General features: G+C 63.0%; 13 protein-coding genes and 1 tRNA gene. 2 read left to right on the top strand and 12 right to left on the bottom strand.

Annotation, left to right across the window (positions count from 1 at the left end; translation table 11 throughout):
- Nucleotides 1-59 precede the first annotated feature (59 nt).
- From CF68_RS27665 to CF68_RS27645, 5 genes are all read right to left on the bottom strand, one after another.
- Entirely contained in the window at nucleotides 60-1,253 is a 1,194-nt protein-coding gene (locus CF68_RS27665; RefSeq protein ID WP_035825197.1) for a GIY-YIG nuclease family protein, read from the bottom strand.
- Entirely contained in the window at nucleotides 1,246-3,306 is a 2,061-nt protein-coding gene (locus CF68_RS27660) for a DEAD/DEAH box helicase (RefSeq protein ID WP_035825195.1), read from the bottom strand. The genes CF68_RS27665 and CF68_RS27660 overlap by 8 nt, the downstream gene beginning before the upstream one ends.
- Nucleotides 3,303-4,082 carry a hypothetical protein gene (locus CF68_RS27655; RefSeq protein WP_035825193.1) on the bottom strand — a complete coding sequence of 260 codons (780 nt, stop codon included), beginning with the start codon at nucleotides 4,080-4,082 and terminating at the stop codon, nucleotides 3,303-3,305. The genes CF68_RS27660 and CF68_RS27655 overlap by 4 nt, the downstream gene beginning before the upstream one ends.
- On the bottom strand, nucleotides 4,079-6,859 hold the full coding sequence (locus tag CF68_RS27650; RefSeq protein ID WP_035825310.1) for a DNA methyltransferase: 2,781 nt from the start codon (nucleotides 6,857-6,859) through the stop codon (nucleotides 4,079-4,081). Before CF68_RS27650 ends, CF68_RS27655 begins: the two co-directional genes overlap by 4 nt.
- Nucleotides 6,860-7,212: 353 nt before the next feature.
- Nucleotides 7,213-7,401 carry a hypothetical protein gene (locus tag CF68_RS27645; RefSeq protein ID WP_035825191.1) on the bottom strand — a complete coding sequence of 63 codons (189 nt, stop codon included), beginning with the start codon at nucleotides 7,399-7,401 and terminating at the stop codon, nucleotides 7,213-7,215.
- A 274-nt stretch (nucleotides 7,402-7,675) separates the two neighbouring features.
- On the opposite strand from CF68_RS27645, the gene CF68_RS27640 reads away from it, so the two are divergent.
- Complete coding sequence (locus CF68_RS27640) at nucleotides 7,676-7,903, top strand: hypothetical protein (RefSeq protein ID WP_035825188.1); 228 nt, start codon at nucleotides 7,676-7,678, stop codon at nucleotides 7,901-7,903.
- A 279-nt stretch (nucleotides 7,904-8,182) separates the two neighbouring features.
- Here CF68_RS27640 and CF68_RS27635 read toward each other — a convergent pair whose 3' ends face one another.
- The 7 genes from CF68_RS27635 to cysS form a co-directional block, all read right to left on the bottom strand.
- Complete coding sequence (locus tag CF68_RS27635; RefSeq protein WP_035825186.1) at nucleotides 8,183-8,404, bottom strand: hypothetical protein; 222 nt, start codon at nucleotides 8,402-8,404, stop codon at nucleotides 8,183-8,185.
- A 666-nt stretch (nucleotides 8,405-9,070) separates the two neighbouring features.
- A tRNA-Ser gene (locus CF68_RS27630) sits at nucleotides 9,071-9,164 on the bottom strand.
- A 129-nt stretch (nucleotides 9,165-9,293) separates the two neighbouring features.
- On the bottom strand, nucleotides 9,294-10,544 hold the full coding sequence (locus CF68_RS27625) for an aspartate kinase (protein ID WP_026201130.1): 1,251 nt from the start codon (nucleotides 10,542-10,544) through the stop codon (nucleotides 9,294-9,296).
- 123 nt (nucleotides 10,545-10,667) lie between these two features.
- On the bottom strand, nucleotides 10,668-12,119 hold the full coding sequence (tilS, locus tag CF68_RS27620; RefSeq protein WP_369798915.1) for a tRNA lysidine(34) synthetase TilS: 1,452 nt from the start codon (nucleotides 12,117-12,119) through the stop codon (nucleotides 10,668-10,670).
- The gene (locus CF68_RS27615; RefSeq protein WP_035825182.1) at nucleotides 12,085-13,056 is read right to left on the bottom strand and encodes an acetyl-CoA carboxylase carboxyltransferase subunit alpha; all 972 of its coding nucleotides are present in this window, start codon (nucleotides 13,054-13,056) and stop codon (nucleotides 12,085-12,087) included. The genes tilS and CF68_RS27615 overlap by 35 nt, the downstream gene beginning before the upstream one ends.
- Nucleotides 13,057-13,171: 115 nt before the next feature.
- Nucleotides 13,172-14,011 (bottom strand): DNA-3-methyladenine glycosylase, encoded by an 840-nt coding sequence (locus tag CF68_RS27610; protein ID WP_035825180.1) that lies wholly within the window; start codon nucleotides 14,009-14,011, stop codon nucleotides 13,172-13,174.
- Nucleotides 14,008-15,396, bottom strand: coding sequence for a cysteine--tRNA ligase (gene cysS, locus CF68_RS27605; protein WP_035825177.1), 1,389 nt, complete (start codon nucleotides 15,394-15,396; stop codon nucleotides 14,008-14,010). The genes CF68_RS27610 and cysS overlap by 4 nt, the downstream gene beginning before the upstream one ends.
- Before the next feature lie 283 nt (nucleotides 15,397-15,679).
- Between cysS and CF68_RS27600 the strand changes: the two genes are divergently transcribed.
- Complete coding sequence (locus CF68_RS27600) at nucleotides 15,680-16,381, top strand: tetratricopeptide repeat protein (RefSeq protein ID WP_035825174.1); 702 nt, start codon at nucleotides 15,680-15,682, stop codon at nucleotides 16,379-16,381.
- The last annotated feature ends 49 nt before the right edge of the window (nucleotides 16,382-16,430 follow it).

Raw genomic sequence — 16,430 nt, 5'->3', positions numbered from 1 at the left:
AACCGACGAGGTTGCCTGCCGCTAACCATCTGATGATGGCGGGGCGCGAAGCGGCGCAGTTACTTTTTCATCAACCGCGCCGATTTCGGCTCATAAACGTACTGCGTAATCGTCCCATCTTTAATACGCTCGACCGCCTCGTCGACCACGAAAACGGGCACAAGGAACCATTCGCGGGGGATAACGGGCTTGCCGAAGCGATCCTTGATTTCAATGTCAAGGCGCGCCGGGTCGAACACGCGGTGGATCAGGTTTTCGAGTTTGACCCGGTTGATGTTGTAGAGGTCATAGGTGGCCACCACCTCCACGTCAGCCAGCAAGAAGGTTGAATCGTTCCTCGCATTGGCAAACCGGGAGGCGACGTTGCTCTGGCCCGTTACCCCGATCTTGTGCAGCACCTCGCGATTCGCCGCGACAATTGGATTGTCCGACTTGCTGCGCAAAACGTAGATCGTTCCGCTTTCCTGGTCATCGTCAGATGCCTCATCGTCAAAGAGCGGCCCAGCAGAAGGGTTGGTGACGAGCCGCGCAGCCTCGTCGCGGTAAAGGGCGCGCTGGAACGAACGTAGTAAAACGTCGCTCTCGGTGCCGTTGTCGAAGACGACGCGAAGGCGGCTGTCACGGCGTTCATACTTCGTCCTGATGTCCTCGCCCACTTCGGCAACGTAGGCCAGTTGACCTCCGACAATGTAGAACTCGCCTTGCTGAATTTCAGCCAGCTTAATTTCATCCAGCTTGTGGAAGGCGTGCGTTTCGCGGATGCCTTCCTTCAATTCACGCTGCACGCGCTCGAAGAGCGGCTTGAAGGTCTCAAAGTCCTCGCATGGCGTCCGCTGCGCGATCTCCTCGGCGGCGCGCTTTTCGGCGCTCGTGCGAACATGACGGAGGACAGTGATGTCATTGTCGTTGGCCGTGCCCGCCAGCTCGGCGGCCAGTTCGTCCACGTCGATAGCGTCCTCGGTCGCGGCAACGCTCGGCGCGCCAGCAAGCAACCCTTGATGGTCCAATGGTGCAAGCAGGGCGCGGCAATCCGGGAGCGCGCGCAGGCGATCTAGGCGCACCGCGTACACCCGCTCGAAGATGTCGCGGTCTTCCCCGTGTTGCGGGGCACGATTGTGCTTCTCGAAGAACCGCTGAATCTCCTCGAATCCGGCGATTATGCGCTCCTCGCGCGGCGGGCGTCCTCCCTTTTTCTCGGGCGCGGCAAAGTCGGAAAGCTCTTCGGCGAGATCGTCGAGGTCGAAATTACTCATAGCGCCCCTCCGCCTTGAAACGCATGAAGGCTGATGCTCCTTCGGCCATGCGTCGCTCCCATGCATCCTGGGAATCGAGCGCAGGCACGCGTCCGCGCTCCTTCTTGAATTGCGCTGCGCGCCTGGCAAGGTCAAGCGCATCCTCCGGCGTCAGGCTCGTGCGCTTGGCAGAGATAGCCGCAGCAACCTGTTTCAGGCTTTCCTCGCTCATGGTCTTTGCGAGGATGGCGTAGGCTTCGCCGAAAGGATTGATGCGGTCGATGAGATCAATATCCAACTCGCGCACGTCCATGGCAAAGCGGCGCACGCCGTCAATGAGGGCGGTATTAGCCGATGGCTCTACGCTCTCACCGCCTGTGGCAATCTGCTTGGCCTGCTGAGTCAGGTTGAGGGCGGCAATAGCGTGCTGGCGGACAGCCTCCTGATCCTCCGCATCAAGCTCGGGGTACTTGTCCTTAATGATCTTGCCCATGCGGACCTGCGTAAGCTCCTCGGGCACCAGCTCCTCGTCGAACAAGCCACGTTCTATGGCGGTCTTGTCCTGAATGAAGCTGGCGATCACCTCGTTCAAATCTTCCTGACAAATACGTGCAGCTTCCTTGCTCTTGGGTTCGGCAAGACCCTTGATCTCGATTTGGAACTGCCCCGTCTGCTCGTTGAAGCCGACATTGCACTTGTCCGGGTCGTAGCCGCCCTCGCCGTAGTCGAAGCCAGGTGCGGGGCCGTTATCCGGGTTCTTCGGCTTGAACTCGAAGCGTGGGGCGAGAACCTGCTCCATGAGCAGACTCGCCGCGATGGCCTTGAGAGTGTCGTTGACGGCCTCGGTGACGGCTTCCTCGGAAGCGTCTGGCTCGGCGATCAGGTTCGTGAATCGCGCGCGGGTTTTGCCGGGCGCGTCACGGGTCGCACGCCCGATGATCTGCACGATTTCGGTCAGGCTGGCGCGATACCCCACGGTGAGCGCGTGTTCACACCAAATCCAATCGAAGCCCTCTTTTGCCATACCGAGAGCAATGATGATGTCCACATGGTCGCGATTGTTCTTCTGCGCCGGATCTTTCAGCGCCGCGGATACGCGGTCGCGCTTCGTGGCATCGTCATCGACAAGATCGGCGATGCGCAGCACGCGGCCTTGTGTCGTCTTGACAAGCTGGAAACCCGTGACGGCATCGATGCCCTGCCACTCGCCCAGTGCCTCGATGATGTGCTCCACCTCCCGCATCTTATCTTTCGTACTTTCGCGCGAATTGACGTTGGGGATGTGGATGATGGTCTTCTCGGCGGGGTCGAGGACATTGAGGATGTCATCGACGTACGGCCCGCTGTAGAAGAAGTAACCGATGTCGAGCTGCTTCAGGTACTCGTAGCCGTTGAGCTGCTCGTAGTACGTGTAGGTGACAGCATCAAACTTGGATTCGTCCTGCGGAGCAAGCACGGCCTCGGCGTCGCCCCGGAAATAGGAGCCGGTCATAGCGACGACGTGAACGCGACTCCGTTCGATGAACTGCCCGAGATGCAGGCCGAGCTTGTTGTCGGGGTTGGCGGAAACGTGGTGGAACTCATCGACGGCGATCAGCCGGTCGTCGAACTTCTCCACGCCATACGCATCGACCGCGAAGCGGAACGTCGCGTGGGTGCAGACCAGCACCTTGTCGGTGCTCTCAAGGAAAACACCGACCGACTTCACCTTGCCACCGTTGTCATTGCCGGGTGCGTTGCAGAGGTTCCATTTCGGCTCAACGTGCCAGTCGGCCCAAAAGCCGAACTTCGACAACGCCTCATCGTTGAAGCTGGCACCGATGGATTTCTCCGGCACCACAATGATGACTTGCTTCAAACTTTGGTTCTGGAGCTTATCGAGAGCGACGAACATCAGCGCGCGGCTCTTTCCCGACGCCGGCGGCGACTTAATGAGCAGATATTGCTCCCCGCGCTTTTCGTAGACGCGCTCCTGCATCGGACGCATCCCAAGAGCATTTGCTTTGGTAGATGCGCCGTTGCGGGCATAGGTGACAGATACGGAGGGGACGGACTTGTCGGCTCGATTGGTCATGTCTTGCTCGTCTTTTGCGAGTTGGCGCGGTCCTTGAGGATGGCGTTCTCAAACCACTGCGGCACGTTGTCCACCTCGCTGTCGAGAACGTTCTCTGGAACGTCCCGCCAGAAAGCCAAAATCGCATCCGAGAACGCCTGAAACTGCTCATCATTCACTTTGAGGTGCGTGTGGTTCCTATATTTCGGGTCCGAGAAGCCGCCAGAGCCTGCCAATGGATCACCAAGATATTCCGGATAATTGTTCTTCAACTCGTCTAAGGATTTCCCATCGCCGTGCTTATAGACGTTGACGGCCAGGCGGCACATATCAAGCATACGGAAGTAGTCTTTGCTGCGGACATTCCAGCCGAGACTTTCCAACAAGTCTGCGATCTGACCAAAGTCAACGGACCAAACTTTCGACCTGGTGTTATCGCCAGCATGCCAATGCCGAATCTCATGTGCCAGCCAATCACGCAGTTGCTTATCCCACTCGTGGAACATCCCGGCGACTACGCTCAATCGCGTTTGCTCGTGCATATCGCTCAAGAGGCCGTAGAACTCAATTCCGGCCTCATTTGCCGATTCATAGAGATCGGCGGGATCATGTCGATCCGGGTCAAAGTACTGGCTCCTTTGTTCTAACCATTCATCGGCTGCCCGATCTGCTTCAGCCTCAATATCGTCGAACTGCGAAAGCAAGCGTTTCCGAGCTTGCTCGATGTAGAACAAATGCCCCTTCATTAGCGACTGTCGAAACGGCTCCCACATCTGGAACAACACATAGCCACTCATGCACTTGCTCCCGCTCTGCGGTTCTTGGCCTTAGCCGGTGCGGCCGTAGCGCTCATCTTTGTGTAGAGGGCGAACAGTTTTTCCAGCCGCTCCGTGTCGTTCTTGAAGCGGCGACCGATGTAGATGCGCTCCAGCACTTCGTCATTGCGTTCGTGAGCTGCCCGCAAGTCATCCGGCATGTTGGCGGGATCATACAAATCGGCGATGGTCGCTGGGAAGTGATGCTCGCGCACCAGCAGAATGTCCTCGGCGCAGCGGGTGAGGTCGGCCTTATTTTTCTCCGTCAACGTCGGCAGGGGGAAGGTGTTCCAGCCAAGGGTGTTGGAGTAGCGGTAGTCCGTCTTCATCTTGCCGCATACGGTTCCGATCCAGACGAGATGTAGGCGAGACGCAATCAGCGCCATGTTCCATAAGGGCGCATCGTAAAGCGCAAACGCGAGATTGCTGACTACAGAACGGCTGTCAATGAGCCCGACAGGAAGATACTCGCGGCTTTCCGATGAGACGCTCGGAACGATGAGCGTTGAAACCCTGCCAAAGTACATCCGTTGAAATTGGTGCGGCCTTTCAGCAATGTCCCTCGCTGTCTTCCCACCGTTGAGTCGCAAACTGCGCACATTACGAAGACGTTGAGCGATGGAGGAAATGTCCCCTGCTTCAGCCAAGTGCTGATCCTCAATCCAAAGACAGTAACGCTCTAGACCGCGAATGAACTCAGCCGAGCCGTAAATCCGACGGACAAAGCGGTCTTGCTGCGCAGGTGTGAGTTGCAGCGTGTCAAGTGTGTCTCGCGAGAGCAGCAAATGGCCGCCATCTATTGGCGTGTTTCCAAAGGTCATCTCACTCTGCGCCCACAAAGGCTGGCTAGCCTTGTTCACAATTGCACTCTCGCCTGGCGCAAGATATGCATTGATATGCGCGCATTGGCGCTCGATGGTTTGTCCGGCATCGTCCAAGGAGAACAAGCGCCTCGGACTGTGTGGCTGCGTCGTAATGCCAATAATGGCTACGGTCACACCTGCGTTGTGGCTTGCAAGGTTGGCCCACCGAAAGGATGTGTGGGCGAACTCGATCTGAAAGCCTCCGGCAAAGATTTCGGGCCACAAGATTGGAACTTGCAGACCTTGGCAAATGGAGTTTGTGGAAACGAAGGCGGCGGTGGACTGCGTTTTGATGCCATAGTCGGCGGCCTTGATGAACCAGCCGGCAACATAGTCAAGTGACTTCCAATTCTGGATTCGCCCATCGAAGAGAATCGCCAAATCCGCCTTTTGCTCATCCTTCTGATCGCGTGAGCCAAGATAAGGCGGATTGCCACAGATATAGGTCTCGCCGCCTTCGTGCTCGAAATCGATTTGTGCTTGGTCCAGCGGAGTGCTAAACAGGTCATCCGCTTGGAACTTGACGCCGGTTCCCGTCACCGGCCAGAGGCTCAACCAGTCGAGCCGTAGCGCGTTCCCGCAGGTGATCCAGTTTTCGTCACGCAGAGGCAGGAACTCGGCCAAAGCCAGCTTCTGCCCACGGTAGAGCACATCGCACTGGTACTCGGCGATGACCAGCGCGAGGCGAGCGATCTCCGCCGGAAAGTCGCGTAGTTCGATGCCTCGAAAATTGGTGAGCGGGATTTCCGAGTTTCGATCCGGCTCGCCACGTCGCTTATTGATCTCCGCCTCTATTGCCCGCATTTCCTTGTAGGCGATGACAAGGAAGTTGCCGGAGCCGCAGGCAGGGTCAAAGACCCTGATCTTCGACATGCGCTTGCGCAAGTTAAGCAAGGTGCGTGAGTTGGCGCCCGCCTCCTCCAGCCGCGCGCGCAGGTCGTCAAGGAACAGGGGATTCAGCACCTTGAGAATGTTGGGGACACTGGTGTAGTGCATCCCCAGCTCGCCGCGTTCCTCATCATCGGCGACGGCCTGGATCATCGACCCGAAGATGTCGGGGTTGATCTTGGTCCAGTCAAGGCCGCCGACATGCAGCAGATAGGAACGGGCGATCTTGCTGAACTTCGGCACGTCCATGTTGCCGGAGAACAGGCCGCCGTTGACGTAGGGGAAGTCATCCGCCCAGCGAGGAGTCCTGGCCGCTGCCCGCTCATCCCGCTTGGTGTTCATGGCGAGGAACAGCGTGCCGATCACGTCATGCGTGTTGGACGAATCCTTCGCGCTCATTTGCGCGACGGTTTCTGTGAACTTGCCCTTGCCAATGAAGATGTCCGTGTCTTCGGCGAAGAAGCAGAAGATGAGCCGCGCCATGAAGTGGTTCATGTCGTGGCGGCGCTCGGCCGTGCCCCATTCGGGGTTGTCCTTCAACAGTTCGACGTAGAGGCGATTAAGTCGGCTGGTCGCCCGGATGTCGAAGGCGTTCTCACTGATCTGCCGGACGGTGGAGATGCCCGCCAGCGGCAGGAAGAAACCGAAATGGTCAGGAAAGTCTTTGTAGGTGCAAGCAACGGTCTCGCCGCTCGTCAAGTCCTCGGCCTCAAAGTCCGCGCCGTCCGTGGCAAGGATGAACTTCGCCTTTGCCCGGGCGGTTGCCGGGCTGTCTTTCAGAGACTTGAGGGTGTTCGTGACTTGCCCGCTATCGCAAGTAGCGATATGGATATTGTTGGTCTGGAGGACGCCGCCGAGGTCGGATTTGTTCGTCGCGCCGGTGCGCAAGCGCTGGATCGTCGTCGCCTTGTTGCCGAAGGCTTCAAGGAAAGCATACGAGAAGTTTTTACCGTCGAACGACTGCTCCGCAAGGTCGGTGATGGCCTGTTCTATCTCAACGGCGTTCAAGTACGTGCTCCCATGGCGTATGCGTCGGGCAAGTACCTCGCCCGGGAAAATTATCTGCTGCGGCCACCTGCGCCATGGGCAGGCTTGGGCTGCAAGCGCGCCGCACCTCCTCTGACGTTGCAGCCCTAGCGACCACATTCGACCAGTAGGTCGGCCGAGCGGATAACTGCGCTAGTCGGGAGCGAATTTTAACCGCATCTTTACTTGCCGAGCGGGGTTGGCGGCCAAAGTGTCGACGCGCTGTATCCCGACCGTTTAAGACGTGAACCCCAGGATTGTTGGTTTCGCAGGCGGAAAGCCAGGCAGGGCGCGCTGGTCAGGGCGTGCCAGTTCGTGAGCCTCTGAAGCGTCATTCAAGCATCGCGCCTCAAAACCGCCCTCGCTTGCCGTTCCTGCTCGCGCCGCTTCAACTCGGCCTCATAGCCGCTGACCAGCGCACCGGCGCTCACGGCGCCCTTGCCTTCGCCGCGCCAGAAGCGCGGCCGGCGCAGCAACTCGGCATCGCTCAGTTCGCGCGGATCGGATTCCACAGGCTCAGTCATGACGGCCTCTTCTGGTGGGTGCCGGGATACGGGCTCCGCTCGGCGTCGCGCTGGGCGCCCGATGGCGGCATGGCGGTGAATAGGCAGATGGTAGTGCAGTCCTGCGGCGGCAGGTCAGGCAGGGTCAGCGACGAGCGGACGGCAGCGGCAGGCAGCGATGCTCGCCAGTCAGACACAGGACGGCGGGCGCAGGCGGGGTGACGGCGACCTTGTGCTTACCGTAGGCGTTATCATCTGGCGGAAGACGACACCATCGAGGGGATGCGCAAAGCGTATGAGCAATACACCGCTACCACCGCTCGAGGACGAGCAACTCCGCAAGCTGCACCGGCTGGGGAAGGCACTCAAGAAGCTGGGCTACAGCAAGACGGAAGTCGTGGAGTACGTGCGCCGCCATTTCCCATCGGACAAGAACCCGGACAAAACGACACCGAACAGCCGGACGTTCCCGAGCCGGCAGCAAATCAACGAGACCCCGAAGGGCGGCGAGCTGCCCGAGTAGAGCCGTCGACTGAGCCTCCAGTCTCGTCCCTGAAGATAACGGCCAACGGGTAGCGGGGACGCCCCTTTTTTCAGGTTCATCGCCGAATTCCGGGGAGGGCTCGTGGTCCGACGGCAGAGTTCGGCCAGCGGCCAGGACCGGTCGGTCGTCGGGCCCGTCCATCTTTCGGAAACCGGTCATCGCAGCATGACTGCGCACAACGTGTGCACCGCAGAGAAAGGGCAACGCATGGAGCACGCCGCTGAAGCCGACCAGTATATTGGCCCTTGCACCATTACTTCACCTCTCGTCGGGGCTCTTGTATGCCTGAAGTTTTCCAAACACTTGCGCGACTAGCGGCACTGTGGAGATGACCCCTACGGCGAGCAGCGTCCAGCCTATGGCGCGGCGCTGTTCCGGATTCAATTGGTTGCTGAGCAACAGCGCGAGGCCCGCAGCGCCTGCCGCCCGTGTTCCGGCGATCAATCCAATTTCAGGAATGGTCAGTGATACCTGTTTCATCTGTGCCTCCCAGCGGGTTGGATACGGGTGAACCCGAGTAGTTTGCGGCGCAAGCGGCTAGCGTCTGTGCGTATGCAGACACAGCTGTGCACCTTGACGCTCACCTTCAGTCGGAGGCCGAGGAGGCGCTCTCATAAACTTCGGGCACAGCTTCCTGGAGCCACGGACGACCGAGATCTGCGCCCCTCAGTCACCCCGCAGATCGGCGATGAACCTTTTTTCAAGCTCGTTCACAGCGAAGAGCGCCACCGCGTCGATGGCCGTCTCAAGCGACGTATTCGTCGGGGTGCATCCGGGTGGAAATTAATCGACCCATCCCATAGAGAAAATTTGCAGTGGATCGGGCCACCCCCGGGGGGCGGCTTCGGCCTCGGGCGGGTGCAGCGCCGTGCGGCTGGGCGCGAGCTTGCGGTCGCACTACGTGGCCGTACGCCGTGCGCGGGTAGATGCGAAGCTATGGCCTGTCGGCTGCAGCTGAACTGGCAGTATGCTGTGCCCCGCCCGCGTGCTCACCACGGGCCGCACGTTGGGGCGCCGGCTTGAGATGAAGGACCACAAAGCCGCCGCAGAAAAGGAAAACGGTCCCCCTCGAGGGACCGTTTTTGTGGGAAATTCTGTAGGAATTTCCCGGGTGCCGCCTGCAAACCCTTGCTGGGCTTGGATTACTGGCGGAGACGGAGGGATTCGAACCCTCGATCCAGGTTTTGGCCCGGATGCTCCCTTAGCAGGGGAGTGCCTTCGACCTCTCGGCCACGTCTCCCAAACTTGCGTTGTGTGAGGGAGCCACACAACGAAGCGCGTATTCTAGCGGCGCCGCACGTGTTGGTCAACGAAAAATCGATCACTCAACACAAAAACCGCAACCCCGCCAGAAGTGTTCACGAACGGATCACGCCTGTTCCAGTTCAAAGGCCTTGTGCAGCGCGCGCACGGCCAGTTCCATGTACTTCTCGTCGATCAGCACGGAGATCTTGATTTCCGAGGTGGAGATCATCTGGATGTTGATGCCCTCTTCCGACAGGGTGCGGAACATCTTGCTGGCGATGCCCACGTGCGAGCGCATGCCCACGCCCACCACCGACACCTTCGACACCTTCGGGTCGCCCGACACGCTGCCGGCGCCGATATGCGACTTCACGCCGTCGTTCAGGATGGCCAGCGCGCGCTGGTAGTCGCCGCGCGGCACAGTGAAGGTGAAGTCGGTCTTGCCGTCGACGGACTGGTTCTGGATGATCATGTCGACGTCGATGTTGGCGTCGGCGACCGGGCCCAGGATCTGGTAGGCGATGCCCGGCTTGTCCGGCACGGCCAGAACGGTGATCTTGGCTTCGTCACGGGCAAAGGCGATGCCGGAGATGACGGCTGCTTCCATGGTGGAGTCTTCCTCAAAAGTGATCAGCGTGCCCGAGTGCATTTCCTGCTCGAGCGGCATAAGCGGGTCGGTCAGCGACGACAGCACGCGGGTCTTCACGCGGTACTTGCCGGCGAACTCCACGGAGCGGATCTGCAGCACCTTGGAGCCGAGGCTGGCCATTTCCAGCATTTCTTCGAAGGTGATCTGGTCCAGGCGGCGGGCGTCTTCGACCACGCGCGGGTCGGTGGTGTACACGCCGTCCACGTCGGTGTAGATCAGGCACTCGTCGGCCTCGATGGCGGCGGCGATGGCCACGGCCGAGGTGTCCGAGCCGCCACGGCCCAGCGTGGTGATGTTGCCGTCGTCGTCGATGCCCTGGAAGCCGGTGATCACGACCACGCGGCCGGCGTCGAGGTCGGCCAGGATGCGCTCGTCGTCGATCGATTCGATACGGGCCTTGGTATAGGCCGAGTCGGTCTTCACCGGCACTTGCCAGCCGGTGTAGCTGACCGCGTCGATGTCTTCGCCGTGCAGCGCGATGGCCAGCAGTGCCACGCTGGCCTGTTCGCCGGTCGAGGCGAGCATGTCCAGTTCACGCGGATTGGGCTGCGGCGAAATTTCCTTGGCGAGTCCCAGCAGGCGATTGGTCTCGCCCGACATGGCCGAAGGCACCACGACTACGCGGTGACCGGCGCGGTGCCACTTGGCCACGCGCTTGGCGACATTCTTGATGCGTTCCGAGGAACCCATCGAAGTGCCGCCGTATTTGTGAACGATGAGAGCCATCTTCTTGTCGACGCCAGCGATTGTGCAAAGCCCTTGAAAATACACGAACAAGCCCCGTCAGGCAAGGCGGGAGCGGGGTTCGGGCTGCAGATCGGAAGTGATTCCGGCGGCAATCCGGGGGCTTCAGTGCGGCGGCATCGCCACTGCCGGCGCCCGCTCATGCCATTCGACGCGCCAGCGCGGCGCCGCCGGGGCGTCCGGCCAGCGGCGGTGCATGCCCAGGCCGGCGGCCAGCACCAGCGTATCGCCAGACCACAGCAGCGGCAGCCAGGCGCGGCGCCAGGCCGGGATGCCGGCTTCCTGGCAGGCTTGCTTCAGGGCCCGGGCCGGGCCGCCCGGGCGCAGCACGATACGCTCGCCGCCGCTGCGGGCGGCCAGGCGCAAGGGCTGGCGCAGCACCGCTTCGGGCACGCCGAAGGTGTCATCGCGGAAGAAATGGAGTTCGCCGCGCCAGGCGGGCACGACAATACGGGCCTCGCCGCGCCAGTCCAGCATCACGGGTGCCGGCACAGCGATCGGTGGCGCCGTGCAGGCCAGCACGCGGTCGCGGAAGCGGCGCAGGACCAGCCCCTCATGCGCGATTGCGGGCTCGCCGCCAGCGTGGGTGACCAGTTGCTCGCGCATCGCCGCCAGCCGGGCGGTGGACGGCGCGCGCACACCGAGGTCGCGCAGCCAGAAGCGCAGCACGGCATCGGCATGTGCCACGGGCAAGGCGCGCAGCCCAGCCAGGTCGAGTTCGGAAAGCGTGTCGGCATCGCGGCCGGGTCGTGCCAGCGCTGCCAGCGAGGCGGCTGCCAGTTCGTCGATCAGTGCGCCGGCCTGGGCGAAATGCGCTGCCGCCTGCACCACATTGGCCGACAACGCCGGAAAGGCCGCCACCAGCGCCGGCAGGTGCGCGCGCAAGGCATTGCGCGCATAGCGTTCATCGGTATTGGACGGGTCGTCGACCCATTGCAGCGCGTTGGCCGCGCAGTAGGCCTCGATCTCGGCGCGGGCCACGTCCAGCCAGGGGCGCAGCAGCGTCACGCCGCTGCGCTCGTCCAGCGGGCGCAGCGCCGGCATGCCAGCCATGCCGGCCACGCCGGCGCCGCGGAACAGCCGCAGCAGCACGGTCTCGACCTGGTCGTCCTGGTGGTGGGCAAACAGCAGCAGGCGCGCGCCGCTGTCGGCGCACATCGCCGCCAGCGCGGCGTAGCGCGCGCGGCGCGCGGCCGCTTCCACGCCCTCGCCCGCTTCGGGCTGCACCGACACCCGCCGCACGAAATAGCCGACCTGCCACTGCGCGCACAGCGCGGCGCAGAAGCGGTCCCAGTCGTCGGCATCCGCCTGCAGGCCGTGGTGGACATGCAGCGCCACCACGCGCGCGCCAACGCCCCACTCCGCCGCGGCAGCACGGGCGGCATGCAGCAGCGCGACCGAATCGCGCCCGCCCGACAGGGCCACCGCGATCGTCGCCGCGCCCGCGCCGCCGCCAGAAACAACAAAGGCCGCACCGGCCTGGAGGGCCTGTGCGACCTTGTCGGTCAGCCGGGCGGACGGGTCAGTCCTGGGTGCCGGTTTCCTTGAACTTGCCATAGGCGAGCAGGCGCTCGTAGCGGCGGGCCTGCAGCTCCTTCACGCTCATGCCCTGGAACTGGCGCAGCGACTCGGCCAGCGAGCGCTTGAGCATCGCCGCCATGCCCTTGTAGTCACGGTGCGCGCCGCCCAGCGGCTCGCTCACGATCTTGTCGATCAGGCCCAGCGCCTTCAGGCGGTGCGCGGTCAGGCCCAGCGCCTCGGCCGCTTCCGGTGCCTTCTCGGCGGTCTTCCACAGGATCGAGGCACAGCCTTCCGGCGAAATCACCGCGTAGGTGGCGAACTGCAGCATCTGCACCACGTCGCCCACGGCAATCGCCAGCGCGCCGCCCGAGCCGCCTTCACCGATGATGGTGGCGATCAGGGGCACCTTCAGGCCGGCCATCACGTACAGGTTGTGGCCGATGGCCTCGGACTGGCCGCGCTCCTCGGCGTCGATGCCGGGGAATGCGCCCGGGGTGTCGACGAAGGTGAAGATCGGCAGGCCGAATTTGTCCGCCAGCTCCATCAGGCGCTTGGCCTTGCGGTAGCCCTCGGGCTTGGGCATGCCGAAATTGCGCAGGGCGCGCTCTTTCGTGTCACGGCCCTTCTGGTGGCCGATGACCATGCATGCCTGGCCATTGAAGCGCGCCAGGCCGCCGATGATCGAAAGATCGTCGGCAAAGGTGCGGTCGCCGTGCAGCTCGTGGAAATCGGTAAAGATCTCGCGCACGTAGTCCAGCGTATAGGGACGCTGGGGGTGGCGGGCGATTTGCGCAACCTGCCACGGGGTCAGGTTGGCGTAGATGTCTTTGGTCAGCTGCTGGCTCTTGCCGGCCAGCCGCGAAATCTCTTCGGAAATATCAACAGCCGAATCGTCCTGCACAAAGCGCAGTTCTTCGATCTTTGCCTCGAGTTCGGCAATGGGCTGCTCAAAATCCAGGAAGGTGGTTTTCATAAAATCACACGTACCTGTCTGTGAAGGGGCGCATTCTACCGGAATTTGGTCGCTATCTTAGCGCCTGCCAGATAGCCCGGACTGCACCTGCCACTAAATTTTCTTGCTGCGATGCCTAATACGTCACTGGCAGCGGGTCGAGACTGCGCCACATATACCACGTGGCCACGGTTCGCCACGGCTCCCAGTTGGCCGCGACTTCGCGCGCCTCGCTGCGGGTGACGGGTTCGCCGCTGAAATAGTTGGCGGAGATCGCGTTGATCAGGCCGATATCGTCCAGCGGCAGCACGTTGGGCCGCATCAGGTTGAACATCAGGAACATCTCGGCGGTCCAGCGGCCGATGCCGCGAATCTGTATCAGCTCCGCGATCACCGCTTCGTCGTCCATCTGCGCCCATTCGGCGACATGCACCATGCCCGCCTTGAAGTGGTCGGCCAGGTCGACCAGGTATTCCCCCTTGCGCTTGGACAGGCCGCAGCCTGCCAGCTTCTCGGGACCGGCGCGCAGGAACTGTGCCGGGGTCAGCTTGGGACAGAGCGCATGCAGCCGCTCCCACACCGACTGCGCAGCCTTGACCGAAATCTGCTGCCCCACCACCGCGCGCGCCAGCGTGACGAACGGATCGCCGCGCGACACGAGGTGCGCGGGCCCGTAGGTGGGGATCATCTTGCGCAGGATGCGGTCGCGCTTCATCAGGTCGGCGCAGGCCTCGTCCCAGTAGGCGGGGCGCACCGCGTCGATGACGGTTTCGACCGGCAGCGGCACCGCATCCGCCTCTGGCAGCACGGCCTTGGCGTTGCGTGCGCCCCTGGCCGTGTCCTTGCCATCAGGCAGCGGCGCCTCTTTGGCGCCAGCCTTGCCCGGGCGCGGACCGGCCGCCTTCAGCCGGCCCCTCGTGGCGGGAGGCGTGTCCGGCGGCGTGGCGGTGGCGGGCTTGCGCGCGGCAGCGTTCAAGCACGCCTCCACTCGGTGGCACCGCCCGCCTTGTCTTCCAGCACGATGCCCGCTTCCAGCAGTTGCGCGCGGATGCGGTCCGCTTCGGCAAAGTTGCGCTCCACCTTGGCGGTCTTGCGCGCGGCGATCAGGGTCTCGATTTGTTCCGGCGAGATGCCGTCGTCGGACCTGCCGCCTTGCAGGAAGGTATGCGGATCGCGCTCGAGCAGGCCCAGCGTGCCCGCCAGCGCCTTGAGCTGGCGCGCAGCCGCGGTCGAACCGGTGCGGTTGATCTCGCTGGCCAGGTCGAACAGCACCGACATCGCGATCGGCGTGTTGAAGTCGTCGCCCATGGCCTCGGCAAAGCGCCTGGCGTGCGGCTCGTCCCAGTCCACCGCGCAGCCGCCCGGCTGGTTGTCCTTGAGCGCCGTGTACAGGCGTGTCAGGGCGTGGCGCGCATCGTCCAGGTGCGCGTCGCTGTAGTTCAGCGGGCTGCGGTAGTGCGCGCGCAGGATGAAGAAACGCACGACCTCGGCGTCGTACGACTTCAGGACCTCGCGGATAGTGAAGAAATTGCCAAGCGACTTGGACATTTTTTCGTCGTTGATGCGCACGAATCCGTTGTGCATCCACATGTTGACGAAGGGCTTGCCGCTGGCGCCTTCAGACTGCGCAATCTCGTTCTCGTGGTGCGGGAACTGCAGGTCAGCCCCGCCGCCATGGATGTCGAAATGCTCGCCCAGCAGCGTGCAGCTCATGGCGGAGCATTCAATGTGCCAGCCCGGGCGGCCGGCGCCCCACTTCGAGTCCCACTTGCTCTCGGGCGGCTCGCTGGCCTTGGCGGACTTCCACAGCACGAAGTCGAGCGGGTCCTGCTTGGCGTCGTTGGCGCTGACACGCTCGCCGGCACGCAGGTCTTCCAGCGACTTGCCCGAGAGCTTGCCGTAGCCGTCGAACTTGCGCACCGAATAGTTCACGTCGCCGTCGCTGGCCTGGTAGGCCAGGCCCTTGGCTTCCAGCTTGCCGATCATGTCGAGCATCTGCGGCACGTAGTCGGTGGCGCGCGGTTCGTGGTCGGGGCGGATCACGCCCAGCCCGGCGGCATCCTCATGCATGTACTGGATGAAGCGCGTGGTCAGCTCGCCGATGGTCTCGCCGTTCTCGGCCGCGCGGCGGATGATCTTGTCGTCGATGTCGGTGATGTTCTGCACATACGTCACCTCGTAGCCGGCGGCACGCAGCCAGCGGTGCACCATGTCGAACACCACCATCACGCGAGCGTGGCCAACGTGGCAATAGTCGTACACCGTCATGCCGCACACATACATGCGGACCTTGCCGGGTTCGATTGGCACGAATGGCTGTTTCTCACGCGCGAGCGTGTTGTAGATGTTCAGAAGCTGCATGAAACGAAGTGAGTGGTGAGAGGAGACTGCCGGGGTTCGCACAGCAGGCAGCGCGGGCCGTGGCGCCGGTTGCCCCGGGGCCTGGCAGGCCGCCGGCGGCAACGCGGCCACTGGCGCAATTCCGTCGCGCCCCATATCTTACCGGAAGGCGGTGCGCTGGTTGCCTCCGGCACGGCGCTGCCGGGCCGCGCGAGTGCCGCGCCCGCGGCCCCGATGGCATCGCCCTTCGTGCCGGACTTGCCGCTTTGCTAGAATGCCGCGGAGTATAACGGACCTGTCCTCAATGAGCCTGCCGCTGCCCTCCCCGTCTTCTGCCATGTTCGCCGCCCCCGCGCGCCGACGCGGCCATCGCGCCGTACTGCCCCTGCTGGCCCTGGCCGCCGCGCTGGCAGCCCCTGCCTACGCGCAGAACGGCCCGCTGTCGCTGGCCGCGCCGACGGCGCCGGTCGGTGGCATCCAGTCGACCGACCCTGGCATGAGCGAGGCCCAGCAGGCCGCCAACGCGCGCCGCTACGACGAAGCCATCAAGGCCTTCGACCGCGTGCTGGCCGCCAACCCGCGCAATGCCCAGGCACGCTTCCAGCGCGCCTGGGCCCTGGCCCAGTCCGGCCGCGAGGACGCCGCCATCCAGGCCTTTGCCGAAATGGCGCAGGACTTCCCGGAACTGCCCGAGCCGCACAACAACCTGGCGCTGCTCTACGCCAAGCGCGGCGACCTGAAGCGCGCCGAGGCCGAGTTGCTGCTGGCCACCGAAGTCAAGCCGGGCTTTGCCATTGGCTACACCAACCTGGGCGACGTCTACCGCCGCCTGGCCGAGCAGGCCTACAGCGAAGCGCTGCGCCGCAATCCGGGCGATGCCCGCGCCAGCACCGGCCTGCGCCAGCTGAACCCTGATGCCGCGTCGCCGGCGGCGCCCGCCGGCACTGGCCGCAAGGCGACGCCAACGCAGCGCCAGGCACCTGCCAGCGCACCTGCCGCCAACTGACGGCCACCGATCCCAAGGTCCGGGCGCGGCGCGCTCGGACCATATGCAT

Source organism: Cupriavidus sp. SK-4, from assembly GCF_000611125.1.
Taxonomy (GTDB): Bacteria; Pseudomonadota; Gammaproteobacteria; order Burkholderiales; family Burkholderiaceae; genus Cupriavidus; species Cupriavidus necator.
The sequence above is the reverse complement of the archived record's forward strand: the minus strand, read 5'-3'. Positions and strand labels throughout refer to the sequence as shown.

Coding starts and splice junctions, on each gene's coding strand:
- CF68_RS27665 (WP_035825197.1), bottom strand. CDS start 1,253: ATGAGTAATTTCGACCTCGACGATCTCGCCGAAGAGCTTTCCGACTTT.
- CF68_RS27625 (WP_026201130.1), bottom strand. CDS start 10,544: ATGGCTCTCATCGTTCACAAATACGGCGGCACTTCGATGGGTTCCTCG.
- CF68_RS27615 (WP_035825182.1), bottom strand. CDS start 13,056: ATGAAAACCACCTTCCTGGATTTTGAGCAGCCCATTGCCGAACTCGAG.
- cysS (WP_035825177.1), bottom strand. CDS start 15,396: ATGCAGCTTCTGAACATCTACAACACGCTCGCGCGTGAGAAACAGCCA.
- CF68_RS27655 (WP_035825193.1), bottom strand. CDS start 4,082: ATGAGTGGCTATGTGTTGTTCCAGATGTGGGAGCCGTTTCGACAGTCG.
- CF68_RS27660 (WP_035825195.1), bottom strand. CDS start 3,306: ATGACCAATCGAGCCGACAAGTCCGTCCCCTCCGTATCTGTCACCTAT.
- CF68_RS27600 (WP_035825174.1), top strand. CDS start 15,680: ATGAGCCTGCCGCTGCCCTCCCCGTCTTCTGCCATGTTCGCCGCCCCC.
- CF68_RS27645 (WP_035825191.1), bottom strand. CDS start 7,401: ATGACTGAGCCTGTGGAATCCGATCCGCGCGAACTGAGCGATGCCGAG.
- CF68_RS27640 (WP_035825188.1), top strand. CDS start 7,676: ATGAGCAATACACCGCTACCACCGCTCGAGGACGAGCAACTCCGCAAG.
- CF68_RS27635 (WP_035825186.1), bottom strand. CDS start 8,404: ATGAAACAGGTATCACTGACCATTCCTGAAATTGGATTGATCGCCGGA.
- tilS (WP_369798915.1), bottom strand. CDS start 12,119: ATGGCAAGTTCAAGGAAACCGGCACCCAGGACTGACCCGTCCGCCCGG.